At 41.2% G+C, this 16,344-nt stretch carries 15 protein-coding genes; 2 read left to right on the top strand and 13 right to left on the bottom strand.

All coding sequences use genetic code 11. The features are described 5' to 3' along the window. Positions 1-143 precede the first annotated feature (143 nt). Positions 144-575: an NUDIX hydrolase gene (locus tag GJU41_RS20935; protein WP_154319472.1), complete on the bottom strand. Its 432-nt coding sequence runs from the start codon at positions 573-575 to the stop codon at positions 144-146. Positions 576-784: 209 nt separating this feature from the next. On the opposite strand from GJU41_RS20935, the gene ppc reads away from it, so the two are divergent. Then, entirely contained in the window at positions 785-3,550 is a 2,766-nt protein-coding gene (ppc, locus tag GJU41_RS20930; protein WP_070875688.1) for a phosphoenolpyruvate carboxylase, read from the top strand. A 19-nt stretch (positions 3,551-3,569) separates the two neighbouring features. Here the strand turns inward: ppc and GJU41_RS20925 are convergent, their stop codons facing one another. Beyond that, positions 3,570-4,148, bottom strand: a complete 579-nt coding sequence (locus GJU41_RS20925) for a hypothetical protein (protein WP_070875689.1) — start codon at positions 4,146-4,148, stop codon at positions 3,570-3,572. Between the two features lie 197 nt (positions 4,149-4,345). On the opposite strand from GJU41_RS20925, the gene GJU41_RS20920 reads away from it, so the two are divergent. Continuing rightward, positions 4,346-4,741, top strand: coding sequence for an SET domain-containing protein (locus GJU41_RS20920; RefSeq protein ID WP_070875690.1), 396 nt, complete (start codon positions 4,346-4,348; stop codon positions 4,739-4,741). A gap of 1,045 nt (positions 4,742-5,786) precedes the next feature. Here GJU41_RS20920 and GJU41_RS20915 read toward each other — a convergent pair. The 11 genes from GJU41_RS20915 to GJU41_RS20865 all read right to left on the bottom strand — a co-directional run bounded on the left by GJU41_RS20915 (position 5,787) and on the right by GJU41_RS20865 (position 15,976). Then, positions 5,787-6,638, bottom strand: coding sequence for a nuclease-related domain-containing protein (locus tag GJU41_RS20915; protein ID WP_224771442.1), 852 nt, complete (start codon positions 6,636-6,638; stop codon positions 5,787-5,789). A 243-nt stretch (positions 6,639-6,881) separates the two neighbouring features. Beyond that, positions 6,882-7,790, bottom strand: coding sequence for a stage II sporulation protein P (gene spoIIP / locus GJU41_RS20910; protein ID WP_070877820.1), 909 nt, complete (start codon positions 7,788-7,790; stop codon positions 6,882-6,884). Next, positions 7,780-8,319, bottom strand: a complete 540-nt coding sequence (locus GJU41_RS20905) for an RNA polymerase sigma factor (protein ID WP_224771441.1) — start codon at positions 8,317-8,319, stop codon at positions 7,780-7,782. Before GJU41_RS20905 ends, spoIIP begins: the two co-directional genes overlap by 11 nt. A 438-nt stretch (positions 8,320-8,757) precedes the next feature. Next, positions 8,758-9,306 (bottom strand): 6-phospho-3-hexuloisomerase, encoded by a 549-nt coding sequence (hxlB, locus tag GJU41_RS20900; RefSeq protein ID WP_154319471.1) that lies wholly within the window; start codon positions 9,304-9,306, stop codon positions 8,758-8,760. Continuing rightward, positions 9,293-9,934 carry a 3-hexulose-6-phosphate synthase gene (hxlA, locus tag GJU41_RS20895; protein WP_154319470.1) on the bottom strand — a complete coding sequence of 214 codons (642 nt, stop codon included), beginning with the start codon at positions 9,932-9,934 and terminating at the stop codon, positions 9,293-9,295. Before hxlA ends, hxlB begins: the two co-directional genes overlap by 14 nt. Positions 9,935-10,210: 276 nt before the next feature. Further along, a complete protein-coding gene (locus tag GJU41_RS20890; RefSeq protein WP_070877823.1) occupies positions 10,211-11,203 on the bottom strand; it encodes a LacI family DNA-binding transcriptional regulator in 993 nt (330 codons plus the stop codon). A gap of 97 nt (positions 11,204-11,300) precedes the next feature. Further along, positions 11,301-11,960: a bifunctional 4-hydroxy-2-oxoglutarate aldolase/2-dehydro-3-deoxy-phosphogluconate aldolase gene (locus tag GJU41_RS20885; RefSeq protein WP_070877816.1), complete on the bottom strand. Its 660-nt coding sequence runs from the start codon at positions 11,958-11,960 to the stop codon at positions 11,301-11,303. 20 nt (positions 11,961-11,980) lie between these two features. Beyond that, positions 11,981-13,267: an MFS transporter gene (locus GJU41_RS20880; RefSeq protein WP_070877815.1), complete on the bottom strand. Its 1,287-nt coding sequence runs from the start codon at positions 13,265-13,267 to the stop codon at positions 11,981-11,983. Between the two features lie 12 nt (positions 13,268-13,279). Next, on the bottom strand, positions 13,280-14,227 hold the full coding sequence (locus GJU41_RS20875) for a sugar kinase (RefSeq protein ID WP_154319469.1): 948 nt from the start codon (positions 14,225-14,227) through the stop codon (positions 13,280-13,282). Further along, the gene (locus tag GJU41_RS20870) at positions 14,215-14,994 is read right to left on the bottom strand and encodes a sugar phosphate isomerase/epimerase family protein (protein WP_154319468.1); all 780 of its coding nucleotides are present in this window, start codon (positions 14,992-14,994) and stop codon (positions 14,215-14,217) included. The genes GJU41_RS20875 and GJU41_RS20870 overlap by 13 nt, the downstream gene beginning before the upstream one ends. Before the next feature lie 229 nt (positions 14,995-15,223). Then, the gene (locus GJU41_RS20865) at positions 15,224-15,976 is read right to left on the bottom strand and encodes an ankyrin repeat domain-containing protein (RefSeq protein ID WP_154319467.1); all 753 of its coding nucleotides are present in this window, start codon (positions 15,974-15,976) and stop codon (positions 15,224-15,226) included. Between the last annotated feature and the right edge of the window lie 368 nt (positions 15,977-16,344).

The raw sequence follows: 16,344 nt of genomic DNA, 5'->3' as shown, positions 1-16,344 counted from the left end.
AGAGATGAATCATTATTACAAAACTCTGCTATCTTAATCATCAAAATGGATGCTTTGTTTAAGGCAGCTGCAAAAGCATTTCTCTCACATTTTTAAAAACTGCATTAAAGAAAGAAAGGCTCAAATTTGCAATGAGGCTTCCTCTACAGATTTCTTAAGAACTTATATGGTATGGCAGTACTCTGATTTGTGAGTCCATCCTGTTCAGCTTCGAAATGAAGATATTTTGACGCCTGTTCAGTATCCATCCAGGTGATTTCTTCTATTTCTCCGGGCATGATGATTTCCTGTTTTCCGCCGGTTATTCTGCCGAGAAAAGTAAAGAAAATGGCATGATGTCCTCTTTCTTCAAGGAATGCTTCACTGATATTAATCATTCCATGGACAGAAACCTCTAACCCCGTTTCTTCCCTAACCTCTCGAATTGCAGCGTGATCAAGTGTTTCATCATCCTCCACTGCGCCGCCCGGCAATGTATAATAAGAGGAAGAGCGTTTGCCTTTATTTTTAACCATTAAAATCTTATTAGTTGTATCATGATATAAAAGAACGTAAACTACATTTACTCTTTTCATTTCCTTTCATCACCTTAAACCAGTAATCCCGTCCATATAAATGTGGGCAGTATGACAATATTTTAACATGAAGATTCTAAAAATTAGAACAATATAAAAGCGAATACTATGCATTTTTATACGATTCATGGTAAACTTATCATTATTTTAATTTTCAAATAACAACTGCTAAAAAGATGGAATCCATTCCAGTAAAAGAGGTGCATAGAATGACGGTAAAAACAGAAACCATACAAGATCGTGATCATAACGCGGCACTGCGCCGTGATGTAAAGTTCCTTGGAAACATGCTGGGAGATGTGTTAGTCCACCAGGGCGGCCATCCCCTGTTAGATAAGGTAGAAAAAATCCGGGAGATGACAAAATCGCTTCGCAGCAATTCGGATGAATCTATATATGCCGATTTAAAAAGTGAAATAAGTACGCTTGAGCCTCCGCTGAGAAAGCAGGTTATCAGAGCATTTGCGGTTTATTTTCATCTAGTTAATATTGCAGAGCAAAATCATCGCATCAGAAGAAGACGCGATTATCAATTTCAGGAAGAGTCTGTGAAGCAGCCAGGTTCATTGGAAAATGCTGTTGCCTCTTTAAAAGAGAATGGCGTTGCTGCGGATGTCATTCAGAATCTGCTCAAAACTCTTTCACTTGAGCTTATTATTACTGCTCATCCAACAGAAGCGACAAGACGAAGTGTGCTTGAAATACATAAGCGGATCGCCACACTGCTTAATAGTCTGGATCAGCCGATTCATACTAAGCGTGAACGTGCCGAACTTGAGGATCGTCTATTCAATGAAGTCGTGATTTTGTGGCAGACAGATGAGCTGCGTGACCGTAAGCCTACTGTTATGGATGAAGTCGCAAATGGATTGTATTATTTTGATGAAACTCTATTTGAAGTGCTCCCTCAAATTCATCAGGAATTAGAAGATTGTCTGCAGTCTAACTATCCGGAGAGCGAATGGCAGGTTCCGAATTTCCTCCGCTTCGGATCTTGGATCGGCGGAGACCGCGATGGCAACCCAAATGTAACCGCAGATATCACTTGGAAAACGCTGAATAAACACAGAACGCTTGCTGTCCGCAAATATAAAGAGTCTTTAAAATACTTGCGCAAACGTCTGAGCCAGTCTACAAAAAGAGTGACTGTCAGTGATGAACTCCTTGATTCGGTCCGCGATGAAGTTTCTCTTTTAAGTAAAAAGGAAAGATGGCAAGTTGAGCATGAAGTGTATCGCTGCAAATTAACAATTATGCTTAAAAAGCTGGATCCGCAGAGTCCGTTTGGCTACAATTCGTCCCAGCAATTTTCAGATGATCTGAAGCTGATTCAGCAAAGCGTCAAGCTTCATCACCCTAAAGGCTATGAGCTGAAAAGCCTCCAGAAGCTGATTCGCCAGGTTGAATTGTTCGGTTTTCATCTTGCAACCCTGGATATCCGCAATCACAGCGGCGAGCATGAGGCGGCAATTAAAGAGATTTTCCATTCCGTAAAGCTTGCTCGGGACTATTCCAGCCTGCCAGAGGAAGAAAAAATGAAGCTGCTTGGAGATGTTCTGCAGGATCCAAGACCTCTTGTTTCTTTTAAAGAGGATTACTCAAAGGAAACACAGAATGTTTTAGATGTGTTCCATATGATCCGGAGCGCACACAAGGAATTTGGCGAGCGGTCAATTGAAGTGTACTTGGTTAGTATGACGCAATCAGCAAGTGATCTTCTTGAAGTGATGGTTCTTGCCAAGGAAGCAGGACTTTACCGTCTGCATCCTGATGGTCGGATGGAAAGCAAGCTTAATGTCGCTCCCCTGCTGGAGACGATCGATGATTTGATTGCAGGCCCAAAAATTATGGAGCAGCTGTTTCAATTGGATTTCTACCGCAAGCATCTGGAGGAGCAAAATAACCTTCAGGAAATCATGCTTGGCTATTCGGATGGAAGCAAGGACGGCGGCACGCTGACAGCTAACTGGAAGCTCTACAAAGCTCAGCAGGAAATTCATGATATGGCCAAGCAATACAGCATTCGCCTGAAATTTTTCCATGGACGCGGCGGTTCACTTGGACGCGGCGGCGGCCCTCTAAACCGCAGTCTTCTTTCACAGCCGGCTGAAACACTTGGAGACGGAGTGAAAATTACCGAGCAGGGCGAGGTTCTTTCCTCACGCTATGGTTTATACGACATTGCTTACCGCAGTTTAGAACAGGCAGCGTCTACACTCCTTACAGCTGCCGCACACGTTTCAAACGAAGCGGAACAGTCAGATATCCGCACGAATGACTGGGAAGATGCGATGGATCAAATATCAGCTGTCTCTCTAAAGAAATATCAGGAGCTAGTCTTTAAAGATGCGGACTTCTTGAATTATTTTAAACAAGCAACTCCCCTGCCTGAACTTGGGGCGCTCAATATAGGATCACGTCCAATGAGCCGAAAAGGAAGCGAGCGGTTTGAAGATTTGCGCGCCATCCCTTGGGTGTTCGCATGGACACAGAGCCGTCAGCTCCTCCCTGCATGGTATGCAGCCGGAACTGGATTACAAAGCGGGATAAAAGATGCGGCAAACCTTGAACGCCTTCAGCAGATGTACAAAAGCTGGCCGTTCTTCCGTTCAACCATCGACAACCTGCAAATGGCTTTATTAAAAGCCGATTTAATGGCGGCAAAAGAATACCTCGCCATGGTTGACGATCCGCAGGCAGCCGAACGGATCTTTAACGATATCACGGCAGAATATAACAGAACGAAAGAAATTTTGCTCCACATAACCGGGCAGACAGAGTTAATGGATCACATTCCAAACATCCAGGAATCTGTAAGGCTCCGCAACCCGTATGTGGACCCACTAAGCTTTTTCCAAGTTGAAGTGATTTCCAAACTCCGTGAAGCCGGAAATGATCTCCCTAATGAAGAGCTCTTAAGTGAAGTGCTCCTGACGATTAATGGAATTGCTGCAGGACTTCGTAACACAGGTTGATGTAAAAAAATCGGACATGTTAGGTGTCCGATTTTTTTTTGCGTGTTTTTATATAGAAGACAATGTTTATAAATATTCCAAGAAACAGCAAGCCAAAGCTTGCATAAATCAGACTCCACTTTACAAACGAAAAAATCGGAGTAAGTTCCGCAATCACAGGTGTTTTCTTTGGATATCTGGACATCACAGCGGAAGATGCTGCATTCTCAAGATAGTCAAAGAGCGCTCCGCCGAACGGGATGAGATTAACTAACCGAAATGAACTTCCCGTTGGCAGCACACGATAAATTGCCGTCAAAACGGCAGCCAGAAAAAACAAATATGCAAGCGGCCAGACTACATCAAACGTAAATCTTGACTGAATGTAATACACTCTCCCTTTCTCCCCATACTCATCAGCTATTTTATACAAATCTGCAGAAGAATAAAAATAGGATCCATCCGGGGATTCACTTGTACCAGTCATATCTTTCGTCGTTTCAGCGACGCTCGGCAGCACAAACAGCATGAACAAGAAAAAGATGACGATTGAAGCTATTAGTGTCTTCCATCCAGCCCGCGAATAAAACCATTCTGAAAAGTTCCGGATTCTGTCCATTTTCATCTCCCCAGTTCGTTGCTTTTCATTTAATGTACCATTCTATGCTCTAGTTCTGAACTTCAGATGTTTTCAACTTAAGGATTTCCAACTAAAAAAATGAGAACAATCGGTGAAAACAGTTGCTTTTCTCCCACTGAACTGTCAAGCTAAGATAAAGAAAAAAACTTAACAGGAAAGATTATACAGGTGACCAAATGATTGAAATTAAAACATCTTCCCTCAGCGACGGGGAATTTAATAGAGGCGTATTCGCTACTCGCGACATCGCAAAAGGTGAAATTATCCACGAAGCTCCGGTAATTCCTTATCCAAATGCCGAGCACGAACATATTGAAAAAACAACACTTGCTGATTACGCATTTGAATATGGCCAGAACCACACAGCCATCCTGCTGGGCTACGGCATGCTGTTCAACCATTCCTACACACCAAATGCCACTTATGAAATCAGCTTCGAGAACCATACCTTTATCTTCAGCGCGTACAAAGACATAAAAGCTGGAGAAGAAATTCTCATCAACTACAACGGCGACGAAGAAGATCAGGAGCTGCTTTGGTTTGACCGGGAAGATGAAGAAGAAGGTAAATAAGGGAAAACTGACTCGTGGTGAGTCAGTTTTTTTGTTGTTATTTTAGATTGTGGAATCTGAGCAGGCGGTTGATTCTTCTTTTCAGGCTAGTTCCATCGATTGTGGAATCATAGTACGCGATTGATTCCACTGTTCAGCCTCATTTCATAGATTGTGGAATCATAGCAACGAGTTGATTCCTCTTTTCAGCCTCATTTCATAAAAAGGGGAATCAACGCAGCGGGTTGATTCCTCTTTTCAGCCTCATTTCATAGATTGTGGAATCATTGCACCCTTTTGATTCCACTCTTCAGCCTCATTCCATAAAATGTGGAATCATTGCACGCTTTTGATTCCACTTTGCAGCCTCATTTCATAGATTGTGGAATCATTGCACGCCTCTGATTCCACTCTTCAGCCTCATTTCATAGATTGTGGAATCATAACACGCGGTTGATTCCACTTTTCACGCTCTTTCCATAGATTGTGGAATCATGACATGCGGTTGATTCCACTTTTCACGCTCTTTCCATCAATTGCGGAATCATAGCAGCGATTTCATTCCTCTTTCCACGCTCTTTCCATAGATTGTGGAATCATAACACGCGGTTGATTCCACTTTTCACGCTCTTTCCATAGATTGTGGAATCATGACATGCGGTTGATTCCACTTTTCACGCTCATTCCATCAATTGCGGAATCATAGCAGCGATTTCATTCCTCTTTCCACGCTCTTTCCATAGATTGTGGAATCATGACATGCGGTTGATTCCACTTTTCACGCTCTTTCCATCAATTGCGGAATCATAGCAGCGGTTTGATTCCACTTTCAACGCTCCTTCCATAAATTGTGGAATCATAGCACCCTTTTGATTCCACTTTTCACGCTCTTTCCATCAATTGCGGAATCATACCAGCGGTTTGATTCCACTTTCAACGCTCCTTCCATAAATTGTGGAATCATAGCACCCTTTTGATTCCACTTTCTACGCTCATTCCATAGATTGTGCAATCATAACACGCGTTTGATCCAGCTCTGCCTCATCTCTAATTAAAATTTAGGCGGTCAAAGAAGTTCCCCATAATTAGCAGATTTTCCATGCCCTTCTTTATTAAATTTCTGCGAAAGAATTCTCCAAATGGTTTTTTTAGTATCTATGACGCTGCACCAATCATAGATTTGGTTCGTAGTAATGTTGGATTTTGGAAAGAGTATCTTGAATTCTTCTATGCTGCGTAAGACAGCGCTTTGCTGACCCTCTATCCCCTTGCAGTTTTTGCATATCAAGCGCATTTTGGTCAAAGGGGTATAAAATGAAAAACACTTTGGACAAAGTATCCCTTTATTAAGTTGATCGTAGCTATAGTTCGGTAAGCGGCTATATGGTGAATCATCTTGATGGAGAGATAACAATTTATGTGCGAGGCCAGAATGACTTTCTTTTAGTGGATTAGATTTCTTTTCCAATGTATCTGCAAAGCGGTTTAATTGAGACGGGAAAATAATTGGAAGGTTAAGAGGAGTTTGATAGAGCTGAAATTCGGGGTTAATAAAAACAAGATATGCTGCAACTGAAAAGGTGAAATGATGTTCCTTGAGCAATCGGCGAAATAACAATTCACTTCTTTTTAATTGATGCAGGGGATTTTTTATTTCTAAACTGGAAGATGAAAACCATTGATCCCCTTCTATGAAATAGTCACCTTCATAGTTTTTAACTTCAAAAAGAAAAATCTTGTTTAATGAGATATATAAAGAATCGATTTGGTATAAGGAACGATTTGTCTCCAATAACAAATCATTTAAAATAAGCCCATTATGAGCTTTGTCCGTCATCCATTCGTCAAACATCAACTCTCCCTCAAACCCTTTTTTCAGATAGTCAAGGTGATTTTTATCTTTTGCAGGCAAATTCATTCTAGCATTTAAACTCCTCAAGATTCGCAATTCTAATGATTCACAGCGGGACTTCATGATCAACATACCTATCACCTTTCACTTTTTCTTAATATTAATGCGAATAATAAATATCAGCAAATCAACAAAATTTAATTTTCCCATTAAATTAGACCAACTCGAGGTTATTAGCACTTCTGTTAACCCCAAATTGGCCACTTCATAGATTTATATATTCATAGTTTTCTTCACCTTACCTAAAATTCAGTTACCATCATTTTTAATGACATCACTTATCACTTCTGAAAGTGCTTCAGCTGTTCGATATTCTTCTTCAATTGTATTTTCAGCTCCGCCTATTTCTAGCAGCACGGATTGTTCATGGAGATCCTGGTTATATGAATAGGTAGAATAGGCTGTTTGCGATTTAAGAAATACCCCTCTTGATATTCCTGGGTACCTCGCTTCCAACCTATCGTTTAAGAGCTGTGCAAATATTTTATTTTGCTCATAATTCTTATTGTCAGAAGAAATAGTAAAAGCGATTTTTGCGTAATCCATTCCCTCGATATTTAGTGTAGTAACATCCCGTTTCTGTGCATCTCTATGAATATCAAATACCATTTGTATACGGTTATTTTTAATCAGAACATTTTTAACACTCTCTCTTGAAACCTGATAACTTTTTTGAAACGTTAAGTTTCTTTTTTTCATCTCTCCCATAAAATCCGTATCATCAATAATCGTATTGATCTTTTTATTTTCCAGTAATTGAGTCAGTTTCTTTCCAACTTTTAAAACATTAATATCTTCGTGATAAGCCTCATTTATATTTTCTGCATCTATCTCCGGAATAAATGATTCATGGTTATGTGTACTATAAATCAATACAGCTGGTTCTTGTTGATATGAAGGTGGTGCCTGTTGATCTTTTGTATAGGAAACTGTTTTCAAAATAACATCATTCCCGCTAAATATAAAGAACCATGTCAGTATCATTGCTCCCAATAATACTCCCGCAGTGGCCATTGAAAATTGCCCAATTCTTTTATTTCTGCTCATCTTTCTTGCTTTGTGTTTAAGCTTAATTTCTGTATTTGAAATAAATTCCGAACTTGGTTCCAGAGGGTATGATTCTTTTAATAAATTAATTAGTTCTTTATCACTTTGCATTTTTCATAACCTCCGATGCATCAACATGTAATTTTGTTTTCAATTCCTTCAAGGCACGATGGTAATCCACTTTGACCTTAGATTCACTGCACCCCAGAATATTCGATGTTTCCTTTATCGAAAATTCGTTTATCCCTCTCATTATGACCACCGCTCTGAATGTTGGTTTTAATTTAGAAATAGCCATATGAACAGTTTTCTTCAGTTCATTTTCTTCAACAACCTCATTTGAAGGCTTTTGATTGGATCGTATTTGATGAAAAAATCCCTCTTTAAAAATAGAAGTGAACTTATTTCTGCGGTAGTGATCAATGGCGATATGCTTAGCTATAGAAAAAATCCACGTTTTCATATTGCTAGTATGATTAAAGCTAGATAATTGTTTTAATACTCGGATAAAAACTTCTTGTGTCATATCTTCTGCATCATGCTGATTACCTGTAAAACAAATAAGGAATTTGTAGACATCTAAGTAATGCTGATTATAAATATCACTTATGTTTTTCTCTAACTGCTCTGATTCAAACAAATGTCTCCCCCCTAGACTAGGCATTCAGTTATTATTCGTTTGAACCATAGGAAAAGTTACAATTTTTTAATGTCTATGAATTTTCCTTTTATATAAATTTTATCAAATTAATGTAAAAATAAGTTAATATCAATCTATCTTTCTTACAGGAATGATTATAAAAGATTGATATGTTATCCTTTACTTAAGGAAAAATCATGTATTAAATTATTGCTCATGAGATTCATCACATTAGGCAGTTGTTGTCCATCTGGGCAAGAAAAATCACCTTAATGTCAGTTTCATTTGATCTAATCTTTCAAATTGGAGGTACATATGGTTACACAAAAAGAATCGTAACTAACGATTGATTCAACTTTTGATGAGCCAATTGCCATGCTTACTTTATAAAGAAAAAAGAACTTGGGTCAGTGTGGACCCAAGCTCTTCATTATCTTCCTACTCCATATTACTGTGCTTCTGAAAAGCCTGTTCATTGCTGATATTTTTCATTTCTGCATATTGCAGGCAAATTCCATCAAAGAGAATGTGAACACATTGATCAAATAACGATCCCAATGGCTGTATTGTCGGCTGTTCGCCTTCTTTGCGATATTTGGTTGCTGCCGGTACGTGAAGGATATGGGTGGCAAGTGCTGCGAGCTGTGCTTCAGCATCAGCAGTTACAGCGATAATCGTACACCCGAGTGATTTTGCTTTTTCCGCCGTCCAGACAACATTTTTTGTTGTGCCGGACCCTGAGACGGCTATTAAACTATCACTCTCTGATATACTCGGTGTGATGGTTTCTCCTACAACAAAGACTTCTGCTCCCAAATGCATCAGGCGCATGGCAAAGGATTTTGCCATTAACCCCGACCGCCCTTCGCCGATGACGAATATCCGCTGATCTTTTAAAAGCTCGCAGACAATCGGCTCAATCTGCTGTGTGCTGCTTCTTTTCAGGACTGTTTCTATTTCAGATAAAATAGTTTCAAGCTGGTTCATTTGATTTCGCCTTCTTTCTTTCTATGATTTCACGCAATGCTTCAGCTGCTTTTTCAGGCTGTGTGGATTTTGTAATCGCTGATCCGATAATAACGATGTCAGGAAGCGGTCCTGCCATATTTTGAATCGATTCTCCTGTAATACCCCCTGCTATTGCCCACTCCAATGTGGGATCAAAAGCGGCTGAAGCTGTATTTTTCAATCCAGACTTTTCCTGCACATCTTTGCTGACATGATCACAAAAAATAGCCTCGGTATAAGGAAAAAGAGCTGCTTTTTGTTCTGCCGTTGTGTTTAATAAATCGATCATTGTCTTTTTCTGATGCTTTGCAGAAGCTTCGAGACACGTTTCAATTGTCTGAAGCGGACTTACTCCCATGACAGTGGCGATGTCTGCCCCAGCTTCAAAGCATAAATTGAATTCATACAAGGCATTATCAATCGTTTTCATATCCGCTAAAATCAGTTTATCTGGAAAAGCTTCTTTCAGCCTCGATATACTGATAACCCCGAATTCCTTAATCAGAGAAGTTCCGACTTCAATGATGTCTATGTATTGTTCTGCCTGTCCGGCTATCTTAATGGCTTCATCAATTGATAAACGGTCAAGCGCCAGTTGAATTTTCATCAAACCACTCCCTAAACCGGTTTAGTAAATGTTTAAAAAAGTCTGTTTTCGCATAGGTTGTTGTTTTTCATTACAAATGTTGCCCGTTCCTTTCCGCTCCAGGAACTTGCTTTCCGCGGGGAGCATGGAAGCCTCCTCGGCGTTGCCTGTGGGGTCTTCCAATTTGCTCTATTTCCCGCAGGAGTCAAGTTCCTTCCTCTTCAATCCACTTAGAGTTAAAAATATTTAGTCTTTAGCAACAATATTTACGAAAAGAGCCTTTAAAAAGAGAATCGCTTACGATGATTCTCTGATAATAAGTTCACACGGGAAAACATGCTCGTGAACTCCGTCCTGTTCTTTTTTAATTTGCTTCAGCAGGATTTCAGCTGCTTTTTGCCCCATTTCATAGCCTGGCTGGGCAATGGTGGTCACTTGTGTTTCAGCTAAATGAGCCAGCGGAATATTATCGAACACAATTAACGCGGCATCTTTCCCGATTTTCATCTGTTTGTCTTTAAAAAATTCAAGAATTTCGATGAAAACTAAATCGTTTCCGGCAAAAAGGGCAGTTGGCGGCTCTTTAAGGGCAAAGAGCTTTTCCAATTCATGGTTTATCTGCTCCCGTTCAGCATGAATCATATACTCTTTTATGAGCGGGATACCCGCTTCACTCAGCGCCTGCTTATAACCCTTCAGCCTGTCAATCCTAGGACTGATCATCAGCGGCTGTGTCGCAATGGCAATTTTAGTATGTCCTCGGGAAATCAGGTGCTTAATGGATTCTTCCGTTGCATCACGGTTCGCTGCCACGACATAATTGGCTTTTAATCCTTCAATCTTTCGATCCATGAAAACGACCGGGTAGTCTTCATCTATCAGCTTCTGATACAGGTCCAGGTTCTGTCCTGTCGGAAAAATAATCAGTCCGTCCACCTGCTTCGCATGAAGAACTTCAATATATTTGCGCTCTTTTTCAGGATTGTCATCGGCATTGCAGAGAATGGCATGAATGTCATGCTTATGACAATAATCCTCTATTGAACGGCTGACCTCTGTCGAGAGTCTGTGCATGATGTTTCCGACGATAATGCCGATCATCGATGTCCGTTTCTGCTTTAAGCTTCTAGCCAGATAGTTGGGCTGATAACCGAGAAATTTAATTGCTTCATCAATTTTTTTCTTCGTGTCTTCGCCCATATATTCATAGCGTTTATTTATAAATTGAGAAACCGTGCTTTTAGAAACTCCTGCTTCTTTAGCCACGTCAGCCATCGTCACTCTTGCCATCTTATCAACTCTTTCCAATCTGTTCGTACCAATCATTTTATCGGATAAACAGACATTAATCCACTCTCCTCTTCATCAGCTAAAAATGCAGGGCCGCTCATACTCGAGCGGCCATTTGAATTTCTTCTCTTGCTTTCTTTACTTCGTTTATAAAATCTGCAGCTTTTTCTTTCATATTAAATAGGGCTTCTTCCGTTAATGGTTTTTTTGTATTCACTAGAGTACTCCCTACCCCGACTGCAACAGCGCCTGCTTTAATATATTCAGCTGTATTATGAAGATCAACTCCGCCAGTCGGCATCAGCGGGATGTGAGGCAGCGGGCCAGCAATATTTTTTAAATAGGAAGGTCCGAAAGCATCAGCCGGGAACACTTTAATCATATCTGCTCCATATTCATAGGCTGTTAGAATTTCTGTCGGTGTAAATGCCCCTGGAACACTAATAACGCCATAGCGTTTAGTCATTGTGATCGTTTCTTTTCGCACCGTTGGTGAAAAAATGAATTTTGCGCCTGAAAGAATGGCCATTCGGGCCGTTTCCGGATCAAGGACGGTCCCTGCTCCAACAAGCACATCGTCTCCAAAGTATGACGCTGCAGCCTCAATAACAGACGCTGCTCGAGGTGTTTCCATCGTGATTTCAAGAGCCGTAACCCCTCCGTCTTTTAAAGCATTTCCGATTGAAATGATGGATTCAGGCGTTGCTCCTCTTATAACAGCTACAACCCCGCGGTTTTTAATTTCAGTTACTCCCATATTCTCCACTCCTCATTCTATTATGAAATATTGGTATTAAGGTTCGGCTGTTTGATATGCTTTTCCTTTGCCTGTTTCGTCGCAACAATAGTTAAGATAGCTGACAGCAGCAATGAACCTGCCATAAAGATGTATGATGCTGCAAAACCGCCAGTTGAACCGTTCAAATACCCAACTACATATGACCCTACAAATGAACCAAGTGCACCCATTGAATTGATTAAGGCCATTGCTCCTCCAGCTACATTTCGAGGCAGAATCTCTGGGATTATGGCGAAAAACGGTCCATATGGCGCGTACATTGCGCCTCCAGCTATAATAAGCAGGACGAAACTGATCCAGAAATGATCCGGTCCAATCAAGTACGATGCATAAAAGGCTATCGCACCGATAAACAGGAACGGCCAGACAAATTCTTTCCGTTTTTGCAGCTTATCTGAGAAATGTGAAGCGGTAAGCATAAGAATGACAGCTAAAACATAAGGGACGGCGGATAACCATCCTGTTTGAACAATGCTCATATTCGGTGCTGCTTTTATAATAGAAGGAAGCCACATAACGAATCCGTAAAGTCCGACACTCCACAGAGCATATTGCGCTGCGAGTAAAATAACGACTTTCGATTTAAACGCTTCACGGTAGTTCTTAACAGGCTTGATTCCTTCCTGTTCTTTTTCAAGGGCAGCCTGAAGGTCCGCTTTTTCTTTTGCGCTGAGCCATTTTGCATCTTTAGGATGATCGAACACAAGCTTCCACCATAAAAATGCCCAAATTACCGCTGGAAGTCCTTCAATAATAAACATCCATCTCCAGCCGTACGCTTCCAATAAATAACCTGAAACGATTGACATCCATAAAACCGTTACCGGATTACCAAGGATAAGAAATGTGTTAGCACGTGATCGTTCTGCTTTAGTGAACCAGTGGCTTAAAAAGACAAGCATTGCCGGCATGACGGCGCTTTCTACAACACCAAGCATAAATCTGATGATAAATAAGAAATTTACATTTGAAACCATTCCTGTTGCCGTCGCAAGAGCTCCCCAAGCGATCAGCGACCAGAAAATCAGGACTTTGGCACTTTTCTTTTCGGCATAATGTGCTCCGGGAACCTGGAAAAAGAAATACCCTAAAAAGAATAGAGATCCAAGCAGCGAGGAAATAGCAGGTGTAATCTGCAAATCCTGCGCCATTCCGCCTGCAGCGCCGAACGCATAGTTCGCCCGGTCCAGGTAGGCAAGGCTGTATGTGATAAAAACAACTGGTATTAACCGGAGCCATCTTTGTTTTGCTAATGGTTGCTTCATCGTAAATCCTCCTTAAATAGGTAAATTCATATAATTGATTAATGTCTCTCGATCTGGATATCCATCGTTATCACCAGGTGATTGAACAGCCAAAGAACCAATAGCGTTTCCTCTTAATACAGCTTCATTAAGCGGCAGATTCTCAAACAGGCCGCTGATCAGTCCAACCGCAAATCCATCACCCGCTCCGACTGTGTCAACCACTTTTTTAACTTCAAATGGCTTTACGGTTCCTTCTTCTGCATGATTTTTATAAAATGCACCTTGTTCGCCAAGCTTAATGACAACAAGGCTGACTCCTTTTTCTAAATAAAAGGAAGCTATATCACTCGGATTGCTGTATCCAGTAAGAAGTTCCCCCTCTGATATGCCGGGAAGGACATAGTCCGCTTTAAAAGCAAACTCATTTACTACCTCAATCATTTCCTGCTGGGTATTCCATAATGTCGGTCTCAAGTTAGGATCAAAACTGACTGTGCGCCCCAAATCTTTCATATGAGTCAAGGCTTTTTCGGCAAACGAACGAGTATGATTTGAAATAGCAAGTGGTATACCAGTCATGTGAAGGTGCCCGGCCCCGCTGAAATAGTCTTTTTGAAAATCATCAGCACTCATAAAGCTTGCGGCAGAGCCTTTGCGGAAATACTGAACCGCAGGATCTCCCTTCAATGCTTTTTCTTTGAGCTGAAATCCCGTTGGATAGCAGTCATCTTTAAAAACATGATCTACATTCACGTTATCTTCTGCAAGCCTTTTCATAATAAAAGTCCCAAAAGCGTCTGCTCCCACCTTGCTTGCCCATCCTGATTTCAGCCCGAGTCTTGCTAGCCCAATCGCGACATTGGTTTCAGCGCCTGCAAGCTCCCTCGTAAAGTGCCTGACCTCATCTAACGGTCCTGGAGTTTCTGCCATGAACAGTGCCATTGCTTCCCCGAACGTAACTACATCTAACTTTTGCATACAGCCTCACCTTTCCTATTTGTTTTATTGGGATGAACCATTTCTATAAATTCTTTCAAACGGCTGATAGGATGTATCGGAAATTCCAGTGCTTTTGGGAGATTTACCGGCAGCTGCTCTGCTATCTTTCTCCAATCAGCTGTTTCACTGTTTGTTAGTTCAGTGGAAATAAATCCATTGCCAGATGGCACCACATTCTTTAGATGCAGATATGCAATATAATCTTTCAGCATTCCAAACGCTTCAATCGGGTTTTCATTCGTATAGAGCCAATTTCCTGTATCGAATGTCATTTTAACTGGTACTCCCGCAATACAAGCGCTTTCAAAAAAAGAACGAAGAATTTCAGCGTTTCCGCCATGCACGGTTTGATCGTTTTCGATCAGCAGTTCCATCGAATCAAATTGTTTCAGTAATTGATTCAGTTTTTCTAAGTCTGATACACCTTTTATGTAATGTCCCAGCGATACCTTCACCCACCTCGCACCAAGCAAAAGGGCTTCTTCATTAATTTCCAGAATTTCATCTTCATTAAGACTTCCGTTCATTTTCCACAGTTCAACAGGCGCTGAATAGACGGTAAATAAGGAACCTTCCCTCACTTCCCTCATCTGCTTCAAGGGTAATTGTTGTTCAGAAAACAATTCTCTTCTGATTTCTGCGCCGTAAGCTCCTGATTCTTTAATCATGCTGATATACGAAAGCTGCCCATTCTCTAAAACTTCTTTTCTATCAAAAGCATTAAGCGGAATGATTACATGATTCAAAAAAATGCTCCTTTCTTTTACTAAATCGGTTTAGTAAATCGGTTTATTTGAATTATAATGCGTGTGAAAGCGTTTTACAACCCTTTTATCAAAAAAAAAATGAACTGCCGAAACAGTCCATTGTTTTTCTAGTTTACCAGTTAAATTCAACTTTTTACTTCATCAAAAAAAACGCTTTTCTTGTTCTCGAAAAACCATATTGTTTTACTTTTATTGATAACCCTTGAGATCATCCCATCTCACTGGCAGATCTGGCGCCCCTGCTACCCAGCCAGTGGACCAGTTCATCGGCGCTGCTGCGGTGTGCAGCATCAAGGGGTGTAAGTTCATCATAGCCGATCCAATTGAGATTAGCCCCCTGCTCCAAGAGGTACTCGGCTGCCATTAGCTGTCCGCCATGACACGCTAGCCAGAAAGCTTCTGTGATTTCGTCGGGAGCGGGTAATTTGCTGCCTTCACAGCGTTCTTTGACGCGATCCATCAGCCCGAGTGCAGAAGCGTGCCAGAGCTTGGTTTGTGCCCCTCGTTCGACAAGCCGCCGCGCTGCATGCCACTGCGCGAATGCCACCGCATCGTCCAGCGGAGTGCCGCCTGCGATGACAGCTCCGGGAGCCTCAATGTCTGCACCGGCAGCAAGAAGAGCGTCAAGCACTTCAATGTCACCACTGCTCGCAGCCCAATGAAGCGGCGTCTCTGTGTGCGGGCCGGTGAATCGGGCGTTCACCTCAGCGCCGGCATGAACCAACAGCTTCACTGTCTCCGCACCGCTTGGGAAGTGACCAGGCCAGTCGGTCACCACATGTAGCAGTGTCCGCGACATTCCCAAGCGATTACACTTTTCATCATAATCTCTTCTGACAATTCTCGCCGTGACCAGACCTGGATTATCAGCAAGCATCCGCTTCAGCGATAGGACATCGCCAGTATGGATTGCCTTGACAACTTCGATGGCCAGCGCCTCATCTTCGAAAATAATGTCCATCCCAGCTCTCCTCACTATAATTATTTTATGTAACAATCCTGCTCAAAACAGACCGATCGCACTGTCCTGTAATTACAGTTGCATTAGAGTTAAATATATTTACACAAAACCTATTAAACTTGCAGAAACATAAGGATATTTCTATTTTACCATAAATGTCCAATAATCGATCTCCCGCTATTTCTTTTTTATACAAAATAAATTCAAAATAATTAAAACATCAACTTCTATGATCGATTTCAATTCCATCATTGATTATTGACACAAATATTTTTTTGCATAATATTCAGAATTATTGTATAGTTATCAACAAATCTTATTTAGGAGGTCGAAAGAATTTACAATGGATCCTGCTGCTGTTCAAACAA

The sequence above is a fragment of the Metabacillus idriensis genome, assembly GCF_009674765.1.
Lineage (GTDB): Bacteria > Bacillota > Bacilli > Bacillales > Bacillaceae > Bacillus_P > Bacillus_P idriensis.
Note: the sequence above shows the minus strand (reverse complement) of the source record. Positions and strands in the feature narration are given on the sequence as shown.